13 protein-coding genes are annotated in these 14,354 nt (G+C 68.3%); 4 read left to right on the forward strand and 9 right to left on the reverse strand.

Features of this window, described 5'->3' with window-relative positions:
• Positions 1-15: 15 nt before the first annotated feature.
• The 5 genes from MRS60_RS04135 to MRS60_RS04155 are packed head-to-tail and all read right to left on the reverse strand — an operon-like array spanning position 16 to position 5,453.
• Entirely contained in the window at positions 16-1,122 is a 1,107-nt protein-coding gene (locus MRS60_RS04135) for an MraY family glycosyltransferase (RefSeq protein WP_131947833.1), read from the reverse strand.
• 27 nt (positions 1,123-1,149) lie between these two features.
• Positions 1,150-2,172, reverse strand: coding sequence for a UDP-glucose 4-epimerase GalE (gene galE, locus MRS60_RS04140; protein WP_034182899.1), 1,023 nt, complete (start codon positions 2,170-2,172; stop codon positions 1,150-1,152).
• 14 nt (positions 2,173-2,186) lie between these two features.
• Positions 2,187-3,323: a glycosyltransferase family 4 protein gene (locus tag MRS60_RS04145; RefSeq protein WP_131947832.1), complete on the reverse strand. Its 1,137-nt coding sequence runs from the start codon at positions 3,321-3,323 to the stop codon at positions 2,187-2,189.
• A 52-nt stretch (positions 3,324-3,375) separates the two neighbouring features.
• A complete protein-coding gene (locus MRS60_RS04150) occupies positions 3,376-4,200 on the reverse strand; it encodes a glycosyltransferase (RefSeq protein ID WP_034182901.1) in 825 nt (274 codons plus the stop codon).
• Positions 4,197-5,453 carry an oligosaccharide flippase family protein gene (locus MRS60_RS04155; RefSeq protein ID WP_034183428.1) on the reverse strand — a complete coding sequence of 419 codons (1,257 nt, stop codon included), beginning with the start codon at positions 5,451-5,453 and terminating at the stop codon, positions 4,197-4,199. Before MRS60_RS04155 ends, MRS60_RS04150 begins: the two co-directional genes overlap by 4 nt.
• A 248-nt stretch (positions 5,454-5,701) precedes the next feature.
• Between MRS60_RS04155 and MRS60_RS04160 the strand changes: the two genes are divergently transcribed.
• From MRS60_RS04160 to waaA, 4 genes are all read left to right on the forward strand, one after another.
• Entirely contained in the window at positions 5,702-7,096 is a 1,395-nt protein-coding gene (locus MRS60_RS04160; RefSeq protein ID WP_243565261.1) for a phosphomannomutase/phosphoglucomutase, read from the forward strand.
• Positions 7,097-7,270: 174 nt separating this feature from the next.
• Positions 7,271-8,266: a lipopolysaccharide heptosyltransferase I gene (gene waaC, locus MRS60_RS04165; protein ID WP_034182903.1), complete on the forward strand. Its 996-nt coding sequence runs from the start codon at positions 7,271-7,273 to the stop codon at positions 8,264-8,266.
• 25 nt (positions 8,267-8,291) lie between these two features.
• Positions 8,292-9,176, forward strand: coding sequence for a Kdo hydroxylase family protein (locus MRS60_RS04170; RefSeq protein WP_034182904.1), 885 nt, complete (start codon positions 8,292-8,294; stop codon positions 9,174-9,176).
• Positions 9,177-9,213: 37 nt separating this feature from the next.
• Positions 9,214-10,560: a lipid IV(A) 3-deoxy-D-manno-octulosonic acid transferase gene (gene waaA / locus MRS60_RS04175; RefSeq protein WP_243565262.1), complete on the forward strand. Its 1,347-nt coding sequence runs from the start codon at positions 9,214-9,216 to the stop codon at positions 10,558-10,560.
• A gap of 63 nt (positions 10,561-10,623) precedes the next feature.
• Here the strand turns inward: waaA and ureG are convergent, their stop codons facing one another.
• From ureG to ureC, 4 genes are read right to left on the reverse strand one after another with little or no spacing between them, the layout of a single operon-like run.
• Positions 10,624-11,271 carry an urease accessory protein UreG gene (ureG, locus tag MRS60_RS04180; RefSeq protein WP_034182906.1) on the reverse strand — a complete coding sequence of 216 codons (648 nt, stop codon included), beginning with the start codon at positions 11,269-11,271 and terminating at the stop codon, positions 10,624-10,626.
• Positions 11,272-11,288: 17 nt separating this feature from the next.
• Positions 11,289-11,969 carry an urease accessory protein UreF gene (locus MRS60_RS04185; protein ID WP_243565263.1) on the reverse strand — a complete coding sequence of 227 codons (681 nt, stop codon included), beginning with the start codon at positions 11,967-11,969 and terminating at the stop codon, positions 11,289-11,291.
• On the reverse strand, positions 11,956-12,591 hold the full coding sequence (gene ureE, locus MRS60_RS04190) for an urease accessory protein UreE (RefSeq protein ID WP_243565264.1): 636 nt from the start codon (positions 12,589-12,591) through the stop codon (positions 11,956-11,958). Before ureE ends, MRS60_RS04185 begins: the two co-directional genes overlap by 14 nt.
• Positions 12,592-12,615: 24 nt before the next feature.
• Entirely contained in the window at positions 12,616-14,322 is a 1,707-nt protein-coding gene (gene ureC / locus MRS60_RS04195; protein ID WP_175748770.1) for an urease subunit alpha, read from the reverse strand.
• Positions 14,323-14,354: the final 32 nt, after the last annotated feature.

Here is a 14,354-nt window from a genome sequence, read left to right on the forward strand (position 1 = left end):
GGCGGCCCGCCACGCTCAATGCCCGCGCCTTTCCTTCCTCACCACCATCCACCGCGGCGCCCTGAACCGCACGATGCTGAGATAAAGCCACACATACGTCAGCGCGAACAGCACGACAAAAACGAACAGATGCACGGTATGCCGCCAGAACAGCGTCGCCGGAATCACCGCGACGAGGCACAGCAGCCACAGGTACGGCGACGTCAGCGAATTGCGCCGCGTCAGATCATGCGCGTGCTTCGTCCCGACCGCCCACCGCATCAGCCGCTTGTACACGAGCATATGAAGATGCACGCCGTCCGGAATCCCAGGCGACATCCCGCGGATGAATTTCTTCCGGTAGATCGAGAAGCACGTCTCGAAGATCGGATACATGAACAACAGCACCGGATACCAAGCGGACACTTCGCGATTGCGCATCACGAGCATGATCGCGAGTTCCGCGAGCATGAACCCGATGAAATACGCGCCGCCGTCGCCGAGGAAGATCAGCCCGGCGGGGAAATTCCACAGGAAGAAGCCGAGCACGGCGCCCATCATGATGATCGACGCGGACATCACGACCGGGTCGTTGACATGGAACGCGACATACGCGAGCGACGCGAACATCATGAAGCTGACCATCGACGCGAGTCCGTTGAAGCCGTCGATGATGTTGATCGCGTTGGCGAGCGCCGCGACCGCGAGCACCGTGACGAACGCCGAGATGGCCACGTAGCCGAGCAGGAAATCGAGCGGCGGCACGCTGATGCGCTTGACCGCGATACCCATCACCCCGAACGCGAGCGCGGCCGCGCCCATCGTGCACAGCAGCCGCGCACGCGGCGACACGCGCTTGGTCAGGTCCTCGACGAGCCCTGACAGGAACGCCGGCATTCCGCATGCGGCGATCCCGAGAATGCTGCCGGCGATCGTCGGATAGCGCCGCGACAGGATCAGCGCGGCAATGACGACCCCGGCGAGGATCCCGATGCCCCCAACGCGCGGCACGGGCCGCACGTGGAATTTCTGCACGCCGGCCAGGTCGCTGTCGACCGAGAATTTCTCGTGAAGGTGCGCGTAGCGCACGATGAACAGCGTGACGAGCAGGGAGACGATGAAGCCGGACGCGAAGCTGAGCATGGGATCGCTCGAAAAATGGACAGCGGATTATACAAAACCGCGCGGGTTGCCCTCCTGCCATCGCCAGTGGTCGGCACACATTTCCTCGATGCCGAGCGTCGCGCGCCAGCCGATGATGTCGGCCGCGGCCTGCGGGTTCGCGTAGCACTCGGCGATGTCGCCCGGGCGGCGCGCGACGAGCTCGTACGGCACCGGGCGGCCCGATGCCTTCTCGAACGCGCGCACGACTTCGAGCACGCTGTAGCCCTGGCCCGTGCCGAGGTTCACGACGAAGCTCGCGTCGCGCTTCGCCAGTGCGTCGAGCGCGGCGATGTGCCCCTTCGCGAGATCGACGACGTGGATGTAGTCGCGCACGCCCGTGCCGTCCGGCGTCGGGTAGTCGGAGCCGAACACGCGCAGTTTTTCCAGCTTGCCGACCGCGACCTGCGCGACATACGGCATCAGGTTGTTCGGGATGCCGGCCGGATCCTCGCCGATCAGCCCGCTCGCATGCGCGCCGACCGGGTTGAAGTAGCGCAGCGTCGCGATGCGCCACGACGGGTCGGACACCTCGAGATCGCGCAGGATCTGCTCGGCGATCAGCTTCGACTGGCCGTACGGGTTGGTCGCGGACAGCGGGAACGATTCGTCGATCGGCGAGCGCTCGGGCACGCCGTATACGGTCGCGGACGAGCTGAACACGAACTGCCTGACGTTGCGCTCGCGCATGACCTTGAGCACGGCGAGCAGGCCGCCGATGTTGTTCTGGTAGTACTCGAGCGGTTTCGCGACCGATTCGCCGACGGCCTTGAGCGCCGCGAAGTGGATCGTGCCGGTGATCGGGTGCGCGTCGAACACCTTCGCGAGCGCGGCTTCGTCGCACACGTCGACCTGGTGGAACGCGGGCGTCCTGCCCGTGATCTGCTCGATGCGCCGCACGGATTCGGCCTTGCTGTTGACGAGGTTGTCGACGATCACGACATCGTAGCCGTTGTCGAGCAGCTCGACGGCCGTGTGCGAGCCGATGTAGCCCGCACCGCCGGTGACGAGGATGGTGCCTTTAGCGGTCATGCTGATGCGCTCCTTCAGAGGGTGATGCCTGTCAACGAATGAATGGTCTGCCGGTAACGTTCGACGACCTGCTGCTCGTCGAATTCAGCCGCGACCTTCTGCCGGCCGCGCGCGCCCATCGCGTCGCGTCCGGCCGTTCCGAGTTCGATCATGCGGAGCAGTTGCTCGGCGAGGCTCGCGCTGTCGCGCACGCGGCACAGGAAGCCCGTTTTGCCGTCGGCGACGACGTCGCGGCAGCCCGGCACGTCGGTCGCGACGATCGGGCGGCCCATCGCCGAGGCTTCCATCAGCGTGCGCGGCACGCCTTCGCGGTACGACGGCAGCACGACGCAGTCGGCGGCCGCAATGTGCGGGCGCACGTCGTGCGCTTCGCCGAGATACTCGACGATGCCTTCGCCGACCCACGCGTCGACATCCGCGCGGCCGATCGCGCTCGGATTGTCGACGCCGAGCGGCCCGAGCAGCTGGAAGCGCGCGTTCGGGTAGCGGGCCCGCACGATGCGCGCGGCCTCCACATATTCGCGCACGCCCTTGTCCCACAGCAGCCGGCCGATCAGGATGAAGACGGGCGCGTCGCCGCCGGGCAGTTGCACGGGCGCGAACTGTTCGAGGTCGACGCCTTCGCCGTGCAGCAGCCGCGCGCGGTCGGGATGCGCGAGCAGCTGCTCGTCGGTGAACGTTGCGAGATCGTCGCGGTTCAGGAACCAGACTTCACGCGGGAAGCGGAACGCGAAGCGGTACAGGCGTTTCGCGACGCTGGCCGCGCGGCTCTTCTGGATGAATACATAACCGAGCCCCGTCGTCACCGCGATCGACGGCACGCGCGCGAGCCATGCGGCGACCGAGCCGTAGATGTTCGGCTTGATCGTGTAATGGAACACGAGATCGGGCTTCAGCGCACGGTAGTGACGCACCAGCGCGGCGAGCGTGCCGAGATCCTCGCGCGGGCTCGTGCCTTTCGATGCGACCGTGAGCGCCACGTAGCGGCAGCCCATCTGCTCGAGCAGCGGCACCGTGCGGTCGTGCGGCGCGATCACGATGACCTCGGCGCCGCGCGCGACGAGCGCACGGATCAAACCGTGGCGGTACGTGTAGATCGCCCAGGCCGTGTTGCAGACGAGCGCGATGCGCAGCGGGGAGGTGGCGGACATGAAAAAAGAAAAAAATAAAGCGTCGAAAATGCCGAAGGGGCCGGATCCGCGCTCAAGCGGACGGCCGCGCGGCGAACAGCGTCTGCTTGATCCGCTGCAGCGTGCGGTACGGCGTCACGAAATGCAGCAGGTTCTTGGCGAGGCCGGCCCAGTCGTACGGGTTCAGCGCGTTGAAGTGGCTCAGCAGCAGCGACAGCGTCGACACCAGCTGGCGCCGGCGTTTGGTCGCGCTGATCCCGCCCTCGTTGAGTTCGTAATAAAGGCCGAGTTCCGGCAGGTTCGCGCAATCGTAGCGTTGCATTAACCGTAAAAAAAGATCGAGATCCTCGGCCGCGCGGTATTTCTCGCGATAGTTGCCGACCTCCAGCACGGCGTCGATGCGCAGCATCACCGACGGATGCACGAGCGGCGAGCGCAGGAAGCGCGTGCGGCGCAGCGTGCGCGGATCGGCGGGCGGCGTCAGCATGAAGCGCGGCTCGCCGGCGCGCGATACGACCTGCGTCCACATGCCGACGCAGGCCACGCGCGAATGGGCGCCGAGATACGCGCGCTCCTTCGCGAGGCGCTGCGGCGCGGCGAGATCGCCGGCGTCGATGCGCGCCGCATAACGAAAGCCGCGTGTCGCGAGCGCGTCGATGCCGGCCGCCAGCGCGCGCTCGATGCCGCCGTTGCGCGGCATGCGCAGCACCTCGATCGCGAGGCCGGGCAGGTCGGGCGCGACGATCGGCGGCGTGCTGCCGTCGTCGACGATCAGCACGTGCACGGGCGCGTCCTCGCGAAACGACGCGAGGGTCCGGACGACGTCGTCGTGCCCGTTGTAGGCCGGCATCAGCACGGCCACGTCGTCGAGCGGGGGCGGGCAATCGGATGACGTCATGTTTGCAGCTTGAAACGGATGTAATAAAAATTGACGGCGGCCGCGGCCAGGTAGCCGGCCGCCAGCCCGACGAGCGCGCCGTACAGGCCGAGCCGCGGGATCGCGAACAGGTTGACGAGCGCGGCGATCGCGAGCGCGAGCAGCCATTTCGACAGCAACACGAATTTTGCTTGATATTTGAGAACGATAAGATTGCCTATCGCCTCGATGCCGGCCGGCACGGACAACCAGACGGCCCAGCGGAAGATGTCGACCGAGGCCTCGTAGCCGCGGCCGAACACCTTGCCGACGATCAGCGGGGCGGCGGCGTCGAGCACGAGCGCGCCGGCCGTCATCAGGCAGGCCGTCATCGCGATCAGCCGGACGATGTTGCGGCGCAGCCGCGCGACGTCCTGCACGCGGTAGACGAATGCGGGCGCGATCGTCTGCGCGAGCATCAGCGCGAGCGTGATCCAGTTCTCGTTGAGCTGCTGCGCGGCCGAGTAGCGGCCGAGATCGGCGAACGACACGTGGCGCTCGAGCATCAGGCGGTCGAGCTTCAGGAACAGGTACATGCAGATGAGGCCGAGCCAGAACACGGTGCCGGCCGTCGCAAAGTGCCTGAACAGCGGTTTATCGAACGTCCAGCCGAGCGCGCCGCCGTTACGATGCCGGTAGTAGAGCAGCAGCGCGAAGCCGATCGCGGCGGCCTCGAGCGCCCACAGCCACCCGAAGCGCGCGGGGCCGGCGGCCGCACGGACCAGTAGCCAGACGAGCAGCGCCTTCGCCAGCGCGGTGATCATGCTGGTGACGAGCTGCGGCTTGCTGTAGGTGAGGCTTTGCAGCCACGCGTTGATCACGCCGACGAACGGCTCGCGGAACACCATCGTGACCGCCAGGCCCGCGAGCATCGCGCCGACCAGCGGATCGAAGGCGCCCGCGGCGATCGCGATCCAGGTCGCGACGAGCGCGGCGGCCGAGACGGCGATGCGCAGCGCGAATGCGCTGCCGAGCACCGCGCCGAGCTGGGCAGGCGGGCGCTGGACGATGGTCGGAACGAGGATTTCCGCGCCGCACACCCAGGTGAGCGGCGCCAGTACCAGGAGGAGCGTATTCGCATACTGCCATTTGCCGAACACGTCCGGCCCGAAATAACGGGCCAGAAGACCGCTGATCGCGATCGCGACGCCGATCTGCGTCAGCCGTTCGAGCCCCAGCCAGACGAGGTTCGCGACGGCCTTCGCGACATCCGGGTTGCCGAAGCGCTTCAGCATGCGCGGCGGCCGCAGGTACGCGGGGCGGCCGGCAGGGCGCCCGGAGGCTGCGGGTTGGCGGCGGCGGGTCGGCTAGGCATTAAAATGGGCGACATGCGCGTCATCAAAACCCGCGATTATAAGTGGGATCGGGGCCGCTCCAGCCGTTCCGTTCCTTGTTTCGCAGGGGCCTGCCTGTATCATGCGCGGCGCCGGCGAGACGCGGCCAGACAATTTTCCATGCACGCAACCGAGAGAGAAGAGAATCGATGATCTCCCAATCCATCTTCAAGGCATATGACATTCGTGGCGTGGTCGGCAAGACGCTCGACGTCGACACGGCGCGCGGGATCGGCCGGGCATTCGGCAGCGAAGTGCGCGCCCAGGGCGGCGACGCGGTCGTCGTCGCGCGCGACGGCCGCCTGTCCGGGCCCGAACTCGTCGGCGCACTCGCCGACGGCCTGCGTGCGGCGGGCGTCGACGTCGTCGACGTCGGCATGGTGCCGACGCCGGTCGGTTATTTCGCGGCGAGCGTGCCGCTTGCGCTGAAGGGCGGCGAGCGCCGCATCGATTCGTGCATCGTCGTCACGGGCAGCCACAACCCGCCCGACTACAACGGCTTCAAGATGGTGCTGCGCGGCGCCGCGATCTACGGCGAGCAGATCCAGGCGCTGTACCGCCGCATCGTCGACGAGCGCTTCGAGACGGGCAGCGGCACCTACGAGCAGGTCGACGTCGCCTATCAGTACATCGCGCGCATCGTCGGCGACGTGAAGCTCGCGCGGCCGATCAAGCTCGTCGTCGACGCCGGCAACGGCGTCGCGGGCCCGCTCGCGACGCGCCTGTTCAAGGCGCTCGGCTGCGAACTCGTCGAGCGCTTCACCGACATCGACGGCACGTTCCCGAACCACCACCCCGATCCCGCGCACCCGGAAAACCTGCAGGACGTGATCCAGGCGCTGAAGGACACCGATGCCGAGCTCGGCTTCGCGTTCGACGGCGACGGCGACCGCCTCGGCGTCGTCACGAAGGACGGCCAGATCATCTATCCGGACCGCCAGCTGATGCTGTTCGCGGAAGAAGTGCTGTCGCGCAATCCGGGCGCGCAGATCATCTACGACGTGAAGTGCACGCGCAACCTCGCGCAGTGGGTGAAGTCGAAGGGCGGCGAGCCGCTGATGTGGAAGACGGGCCACTCGCTCGTGAAGGCGAAGCTGCGCGAGACGGGTGCGCCGCTCGCCGGCGAAATGAGCGGCCACGTGTTCTTCAAGGATCGCTGGTACGGCTTCGACGACGGCCTCTACACGGGCGCGCGCCTGCTCGAGATCCTCACGAAGACGGCCGATCCGAGCGCGCTGCTCAACGGGCTGCCGGACGCGATGAGCACGCCCGAACTGCAGCTGTGGCTCGAAGAGGGCGAGAACTTCCGCCTGATCGACAAGCTGCAGAAAGAGGCGAAGTTCGACGGCGCCGAGGAAGTCGTGACGATCGACGGCCTGCGTGTCGAGTACCCGGACGGCTTCGGCCTCGCGCGTTCGTCGAACACGACGCCGGTCGTCGTGATGCGTTTCGAGTCGGAGACGCAGGAAGGGCTCAAGCGCATCCAGGAGGACTTCCGCCGCGTGCTGACGGCCGCGAAGCCGGACGTCAAGCTGCCGTTCTGAGCGTCGGCGGCCTGCGGGCCGCCAACGGCGCGGCGGCCGATTTAGCGGTCGCGCCATCCCCGAAAAGCGGCGCACGCGACAGCGTGCGGCCGCTTTTTGTCTGTCTGCTCCCCCGGGCGAGATAAAATCGCTCCTTTATGTCTGTCGCCGGCTGTCAGCCGGCGTTTTTTCAGCGTGCAAAAGATCCTGATCGTGCGTGTGTCGTCGCTGGGCGACGTCGTGCACAACATGCCGGTGATCGCCGATATCCGGCGCCGCCACCCCGATGCGCAGATCGACTGGCTCGTCGAGGAAAGCTTCGTCGACCTCGTGCGGCTCGTCGACGGCGTGCGCGAGGTGCTGCCGTTCTCGCTGCGCCGCTGGCGCAAGAAGCCGTTCTCGGGCGCGACGTGGCGCGAGATCCGCGCATTCCGCCGGCGCCTCGCGGCCGAGCAGTACGACCTCGTGATCGACTGCCAGGGCCTCATCAAGACGGCCTGGGTCGCGAGCTGGGCGCGCGGCCCGCTCGTCGGGCTCGGCAACCGCACCGACGGCGCCGGCTACGAATGGCCGGTGCGTTTCTTCTACCGCAAGCGCGTGCCGATCGCGCCGCGCACGCACGTCGTCGAGCGCTCGCGGCAACTCGTCGCGGCCGCGCTGGGCGACCCGGCGCCGACGCCGGCCGATCCGGTCGACTTCGGCCTCGACACGCGCGCGGCGGCGCTCGCGGTGGCCGCGCTCGGCCTGAACCTGCCGGTGCCGTACGTGGTGTTCGTCCATGCGACGTCGCGCGCCGACAAGCAGTGGCCGGACGCCGCGTGGATCGAGCTCGGCCAGGCGCTCGTGCGGCGCGGCGCGTCGCTCGTGCTGCCGTGGGGCAACGACGCGGAGCGCGCGACCAGCGAGCGGCTCGCGAAGGAGTTCGGCGCGGCGGCGATCGTGCCGCCGAAGCTGTCGCTGCCGGCCGTGGTCGGTCTGATCGACGGCGCGGCCGCGACCGTCGGGGTTGATACAGGTCTGGTTCACATCGCGGCCGCGCTGAAGCGTCCGACGGTCGAACTGTACAATTTCGCGACGGCCTGGCGGACCGGCGGCTACTGGTCGCCGAACGTCGTCAATCTCGGCACCGCGGGGCAGCCCCCGTCGATCGCACAGGTGAAGTCGGCGCTCGCGGGCTTCGGTCTCCTGTAACGCCTGTCAATTACGCGAACCGATCATGAGCGAATCCCAGATCATCGAAGTCCCGTCCGCCGACTGGAGCGGACACAACCTGTCGGCACCGCGCGAGCAACTGCTGGCCGCGGTCGAGGAAGGCAAGGTGCTGTATTTCCCGCATCTGCGCTTCGCGATCGAAGGCGGCGAGGAAGCGCTGCTCGATCCGGCGCTCGCCGATCCGAAACGCAAGAACATCAGCCTCGCGCCGAACGGCGGCGCGCTCGCCGGCGTGCTCGGCGACAGCGTCACGCAGTCGGCCGTGCGCGCGCTCGTCGCGCGCTTCCAGCAGCAGGCCGGCACGCTCGTCGACGGCCTGTTTCCTGAATACCGCGGCAAGCTGCGCGTCGCGCCGACGAGCCTGCGGCTGATGCGGGTCGAGACGCGCCAGACGTCGTGGCGCAAGGATGACAGCCGGCTGCACGTCGACGCGTTCCCGTCGCGGCCGAACTACGGCGAGCGCATCCTGCGCGTGTTCACGAACGTGAACCCGGCCGGCGCACCGCGCGTGTGGCGCGTGGGCGAGCCGTTCGAGGACGTCGCGAAGCGTTTCCTGCCGCGCATCAGGCCGCAGCTCCCCGGTTCCGCGTGGTTGCTGAACCTGCTGCACGTGACGAAGTCGCCGCGCAGCGCGTACGACCACCTGATGCTGAACCTGCACGACGGCATGAAGGCCGATCTCGACTACCAGAAGACGAGCCCGCAGCAGACGATGCCGTTCCCGCCGGGCAGCGTGTGGATATGTTTCTCGGACCAGACTTCGCACGCTGTGATGTCCGGCCAGTTCATGCTCGAGCAGACCTTCTTCCTGCCGGTCGATGCGATGGTCCGCCGCGAATGCGCGCCGCTCGGCATTCTCGAGCGCCTGACGGGCAGGGCGCTGGTTTGAGCGCGCACCTGCTTCGAAGCAATACGAGGGCCGCCGCATGCTGAGGGCGATCTATCGCGCGCTGTGGTGGCTCGTCGCACCCGCCGCGGTCATCCGGCTCTATGTGCGCTCGCGCAAGGAGCGCGGCTATCGCGAGCACATCGGCGAACGCTTCGGCCGCGTGGCGGGCCGCTCGCGCGACGACCGTGCGCCGCTGATCTGGGTGCATGCGGTATCGGTCGGCGAAACGCGCGCCGCGCAGCCGCTGATCGATGCGCTGATGCACGCGCGCCCCGATGCGCGCATCCTGCTCACGCACATGACGCCGAGCGGCCGCGCGACCGGCGAACAGATCTTCGGCGATCGCGTGCTGCGCTGCTACCTGCCGTACGACATGCCGGGCCTGGTGCGGCGCTTCCTGCATGCATGGCGGCCGACGCTCGGCCTCGTGATGGAAACCGAGGTGTGGCCGACGCTGATCGACGAGTGCCGCCGCGCGGACGTGCCGCTCGTGCTGACCAATGCGCGGATGTCCGCGCGGTCGTTCCGGCGCGCGGCGAAGTTCGGCGCGGCGACGCGCGACGTGTTCGGCGGCTTCTCGCGCGTGCTCGCGCAGAGCCCGGCCGATGCGGAGCGGCTGACGTCGCTCGGCGCACGCAACGTGACCGTGCTCGGCAACCTGAAGTTCGACATGGCGACGCCGCCGGAACTCGCGGCGCGCGGCCATGCGTGGCGCGACGCGATCGGCGCGCGGCCCGTGTGGGTCGCTGCCAGCACGCGCGAGAACGAGGAGGCGCTGGTGCTGCAGGCGTTCGTCGCGATGCGCACGCCCGGCGCGCTGCTGGTGCTCGTGCCGCGCCACCCGCAGCGTTTCGCCGAGGTCGAGGCGCTCGTCGAGCGCAGCGGGCTCAAGTGCGTGCGACGCTCGGCATGGGCGGCCGACACGGCCGCGCTCGCGGCCGGCCACCCGGCTGCCGAACCGCTGCCGGGCGACGTGACGGTGTTGCTCGGCAATTCGATGGGCGAACTCGGCGCGTACTACTCGGCCGCCGACGTCGCGTTCATCGGCGGCAGCCTGCTGCCGCTCGGCGGACAGAACCTGATCGAAGCGTGCGCGGTCGGCGTGCCGGTGCTGATCGGCCCGCACGTGTTCAACTTCACGCAGGCAACCGCCGACGCGGTCGCGGCCGGCGCGGCGATGCAGGTCGAGGATCCGCTCGATCTCGCGCACGTGCTCGACGCGCTGTTCGCCGACAAGGCGCGGCGCATCGCGATGGGCGCGGCTGGCGCGGCCTTCGCGGCGCGTCACCGCGGCGCGACCGCGCGCACGGTCGACGTGCTCGCGGCGCTGCTGCCGCCCGCCGAACGCGGCGAGCGTGAGCAGCAGGACACTTCCGACAAATAGACGAAGGCGGCGCAATGCCGCCCCGGGCATGCGTGGCGGCGTCGTGTGCCGCCGCCGCGCCGCTCAGACCGTCAGCAAGCCCTTCTTCTCGATGAACGCGATTACGTCCGCGACGCCGTCGAGCGCCTTCAGGTTCGTCATCACGTAAGGCCGCTCGCCGCGCATCTTCTTCGTGTCGGACGCCATCACGTCGAGGTTCGCGCCGACCAGCGGCGCGAGATCGGTCTTGTTGATCACGAGCAGGTCGGACTTCGTGATGCCGGGGCCGCCCTTGCGCGGAATCTTCTCGCCGCCCGCGACGTCGATCACGTAGATCGTCAGGTCCGACAGCTCGGGGCTGAACGTCGCCGCGAGATTGTCGCCGCCCGATTCGATGAACACGATGTCGGCGTCGGGAAAGCGCGACAGCATCCGGTCGACGGCTTCGAGGTTGATCGATGCATCCTCGCGGATCGCCGTATGCGGGCAGCCGCCCGTCTCGACGCCCATGATGCGTTCCTCGGGCAGCGCGCCCGCAACCGTCAGCAGCCGCTGGTCTTCCTTCGTATAGATGTCGTTGGTGATCGCGACGAGGTCGTAGCGGTCGCGCATCGCCTTGCACAGCATTTCGAGCAGCGTGGTCTTGCCGGAGCCGACAGGGCCGCCGATGCCGACGCGCAGCGGCGGCAGTTTCTTCGTGCGGCGGGCGGAGGAGGGAGCAGGTGCGTTCATGGCGAATAGCGTCGTGTTCAGGAGCGGAACAACCGCGAGTACTGGGTTTCGTGCCGCGCGGACAGGATGCCGAGTTGCGGCGCAAACGTGTTGACGGCGTCGGGCGGCGTCGCGAGCGCGCGGCGCACGGCCGCGTCGATCGCGCCGCGCAGCGCGACGATGATGCGTTGCCCGGCGAGCTGGCCGAGCGGCACGGCCTTCAGCGCGGCGGACGTCTGGTTCTCGACCCAGCCGAATGCGTACGCGGCGAGCGTCGCGTCGGCGCCGGCATCGTGCGCGGCGGCCGCGTATGCGAATGCGGTCGGCAGTGCGATCGGCGACATCGATGCGAGCGTCGCGCGGTGCGCGGCATCGCCCCATTCGAGCGATGCGCAGAGCTGCGCGAGCGACCAGCCCATCTGCTCGGTCTCGCGGCGCAGTTCCGCCGATTCGCGGCTCGCGATGAACCACGCGTTTTCGGCGGCGAGCGCGTGCGCGTCATGCGCGTGCCAACGCGCGAGCTGGTGCGCGAGGAACGGCAGCTCGCCGTGCGCGAGCACGTCGGTCAGGCCGCTCGCGATCCAGTCGCGTGCCGAATCGGCGTCGTGGATCAGGTTCGCGTCGAGCGCGGCTTCGAGGCCCTGCGAATAGCTGTATGCGCCGATCGGCAGCGCCGGCGACGCGAGGTGCAGCAGTGCGACGAGTTCAGTGGTGGTCATGGCCGTGGCCGTGCGTGCATCCGGGACCATGCTGATGATCGTGATCGTGATCGTGATCGTGATCGTGATCGTGATCGTGATCGTGATCGTGCGAATGGGAATGCCCGTGGTGTTCGCCGAACACCTGCTGCGCGAGCGCGTAGTCCTCGGCGAACGTCGCGTCGTGCCCGTGCTTGTGGCCGCCGCCGTACGCGCCGGCTTCCGGCTGGAACGGCGCGTTCTCTGCTTCGACCTGCGTGCCGAGCCGGCGCAGCATGTCCGCGAGCACCGGATCGGCTTCGAGCTTCAGGTAGCCGTCGCCGATCTCGACCGGCGTGTGACGGTTGCCGAGGTGGTACGCGGCGCGCATCAGCGTGAGCGGATCGGCCGCGCGCACGAGCAGCACGGCTTCGGGCGCCGCGGCGACGCGCACGAGCGCGCCGTCGTCGGCGACGAGCACGTCGCCGTCGCGCAGCACGGTGCCGCGCGGCAGCAGCACCGCGACGTCCTCGCCGGTGTCGAGCGTCGCCGCGAGGCGGCTCTTGCAGCGGGCGTCATACGCGAGCGTGAGCGTCGGTGCGCGCGCGACGAGCGACGCGGCGAGTTTCACGTTCGGGGCAATGCGTTTGTCGAGGGTGCGCATAAGACAGGAACCGAAAACCGGAAATCAGAACAGGAAATAGCGCTGCGCCATCGGCAGCACCGTCGCCGGCTCGCAGGTGAGCAACTGGCCGTCGGCGATCACGTCGTAGGTTTCGGGATCGACGCTGATCGACGGGCGCCATGCGTTGTGGATCATGTCGGCCTTCGTCACGTTGCGGCAGTTGCGCACCGGCACGATCCGCTTCGCGAGGCCGTAGCGTTCCGCGATGCCCGCATCGGCCGCCATCTGCGACACGAAGGTCAGCGACGTGCGCGCGAGCGCACCGCCGCGCGTCGCGAACATCTCGCGATAGTGGACGGGCTGCGGCGTCGGGATCGACGCGTTCGGGTCGCCCATCTGCGCGACCGCGATCATCCCGCCCTTCAGGATCATCGACGGCTTGATCCCGAAGAACGCGGGCTCCCACAGCACGAGGTCGGCCCACTTGCCGGGCTCGATCGAACCGACTTCGTGCGCGATCCCGTGCGTGATCGCCGGGTTGATCGTGTACTTCGCGACGTAGCGCTTCGCGCGGAAGTTGTCGTTGCGCGCGCCGTCTTCCGGCAGCGCGCCGCGCTGCACCTTCATCTTGTGCGCGGTCTGCCACGTGCGGATGATCACTTCGCCGACGCGGCCCATCGCCTGCGAATCGGACGACAGCATCGACAGCGCGCCGAGATCGTGCAGGATGTCCTCGGCCGCGATCGTCTCGCGGCGAATCCGCGATTCGGCGAACGCGAGATCCTCGGCGATCGACGGATCGAGGTGATGGCACACCATCAGCATGTCGAGATGCTCGTCGAGCGTGTTGATCGTGTACGGGCGCGTCGGGTTGGTCGACGACGGCAGCACGTTCGCCTCGCCGCACACCTTCAGGATGTCGGGCGCATGGCCGCCGCCCGCGCCTTCGGTGTGGTACGTGTGGATCGTGCGGCCCTTGAATGCGGCGACCGTCGATTCGACGAAGCCGGCTTCGTTCAGCGTGTCGGTGTGGATCGCGACCTGCGTGTCGGTGTCGTCCGCGACCGACAGGCAGTTGTCGATCGCGGCGGGCGTCGTGCCCCAGTCCTCGTGCAGCTTCAGCCCGATCGCGCCAGCCGCGATCTGCTCGACGAGCGGCTCGGGCAGGCTCGCGTTGCCCTTGCCGAGAAAGCCCAGGTTGATCGGCCAGCCGTCGGCGGCCTGCAGCATCCGCTCCATGTGCCACGGGCCCGGCGTGCAGGTCGTCGCGTTGGTGCCGGTGGCGGGCCCCGTGCCGCCGCCGAGCATCGTCGTGACGCCCGATGCGAGCGCCTCGTCGATCTGCTGCGGGCTGATGAAGTGGATGTGCGTGTCGATGCCGCCGGCCGTCACGATCAGTCCTTCGCCGGCGATCACTTCGGTCGCGGCGCCGATCGCGATCGTCACGCCCGGCTGGATGTCCGGGTTGCCGGCCTTGCCGATCGCGGCGATGCGGCCGTGCTTGATCGCGATGTCGGCCTTCACGATGCCCCAGTGATCGAGGATCACCGCGTTCGTGATGACCGTGTCGGGCACATCGGCGGATACGCGCTGCGACTGGCCCATCCCGTCGCGGATCACTTTCCCGCCGCCGAATTTCACTTCCTCGCCGTAGGTCGTGAAGTCGCGTTCGATCTCGATCAGCAGTTCGGTATCGGCGAGCCGGACGCGGTCGCCCGTCGTCGGCCCGAACATTTCCGCGTACGCGCGGCGGCTCAAGCGTAGTGTCATCTCGTGATGTTCCTGAAGACCTGAAGAATGGG

Origin of the sequence: Burkholderia pyrrocinia, assembly GCF_022809715.1 — a bacterium.
Lineage (GTDB): Bacteria > Pseudomonadota > Gammaproteobacteria > Burkholderiales > Burkholderiaceae > Burkholderia > Burkholderia pyrrocinia_C.

Excerpts from the sequence above, each read along its gene's own strand:
- ureG (WP_034182906.1), bottom strand. The coding sequence starts at position 11,271 with ATGAACGCACCTGCTCCCTCCTCCGCCCGCCGCACGAAGAAACTGCCG.
- galE (WP_034182899.1), bottom strand. The coding sequence starts at position 2,172 with ATGACCGCTAAAGGCACCATCCTCGTCACCGGCGGTGCGGGCTACATC.
- MRS60_RS04155 (WP_034183428.1), bottom strand. The coding sequence starts at position 5,453 with ATGCTGAAGCGCTTCGGCAACCCGGATGTCGCGAAGGCCGTCGCGAAC.
- MRS60_RS04170 (WP_034182904.1), top strand. The coding sequence starts at position 8,292 with ATGAGCGAATCCCAGATCATCGAAGTCCCGTCCGCCGACTGGAGCGGA.
- ureE (WP_243565264.1), bottom strand. The coding sequence starts at position 12,591 with ATGCGCACCCTCGACAAACGCATTGCCCCGAACGTGAAACTCGCCGCG.
- ureC (WP_175748770.1), bottom strand. The coding sequence starts at position 14,322 with ATGACACTACGCTTGAGCCGCCGCGCGTACGCGGAAATGTTCGGGCCG.
- MRS60_RS04150 (WP_034182901.1), bottom strand. The coding sequence starts at position 4,200 with ATGACGTCATCCGATTGCCCGCCCCCGCTCGACGACGTGGCCGTGCTG.
- MRS60_RS04145 (WP_131947832.1), bottom strand. The coding sequence starts at position 3,323 with ATGTCCGCCACCTCCCCGCTGCGCATCGCGCTCGTCTGCAACACGGCC.
- MRS60_RS04185 (WP_243565263.1), bottom strand. The coding sequence starts at position 11,969 with ATGACCACCACTGAACTCGTCGCACTGCTGCACCTCGCGTCGCCGGCG.
- waaA (WP_243565262.1), top strand. The coding sequence starts at position 9,214 with ATGCTGAGGGCGATCTATCGCGCGCTGTGGTGGCTCGTCGCACCCGCC.
- MRS60_RS04135 (WP_131947833.1), bottom strand. The coding sequence starts at position 1,122 with ATGCTCAGCTTCGCGTCCGGCTTCATCGTCTCCCTGCTCGTCACGCTG.
- MRS60_RS04160 (WP_243565261.1), top strand. The coding sequence starts at position 5,702 with ATGATCTCCCAATCCATCTTCAAGGCATATGACATTCGTGGCGTGGTC.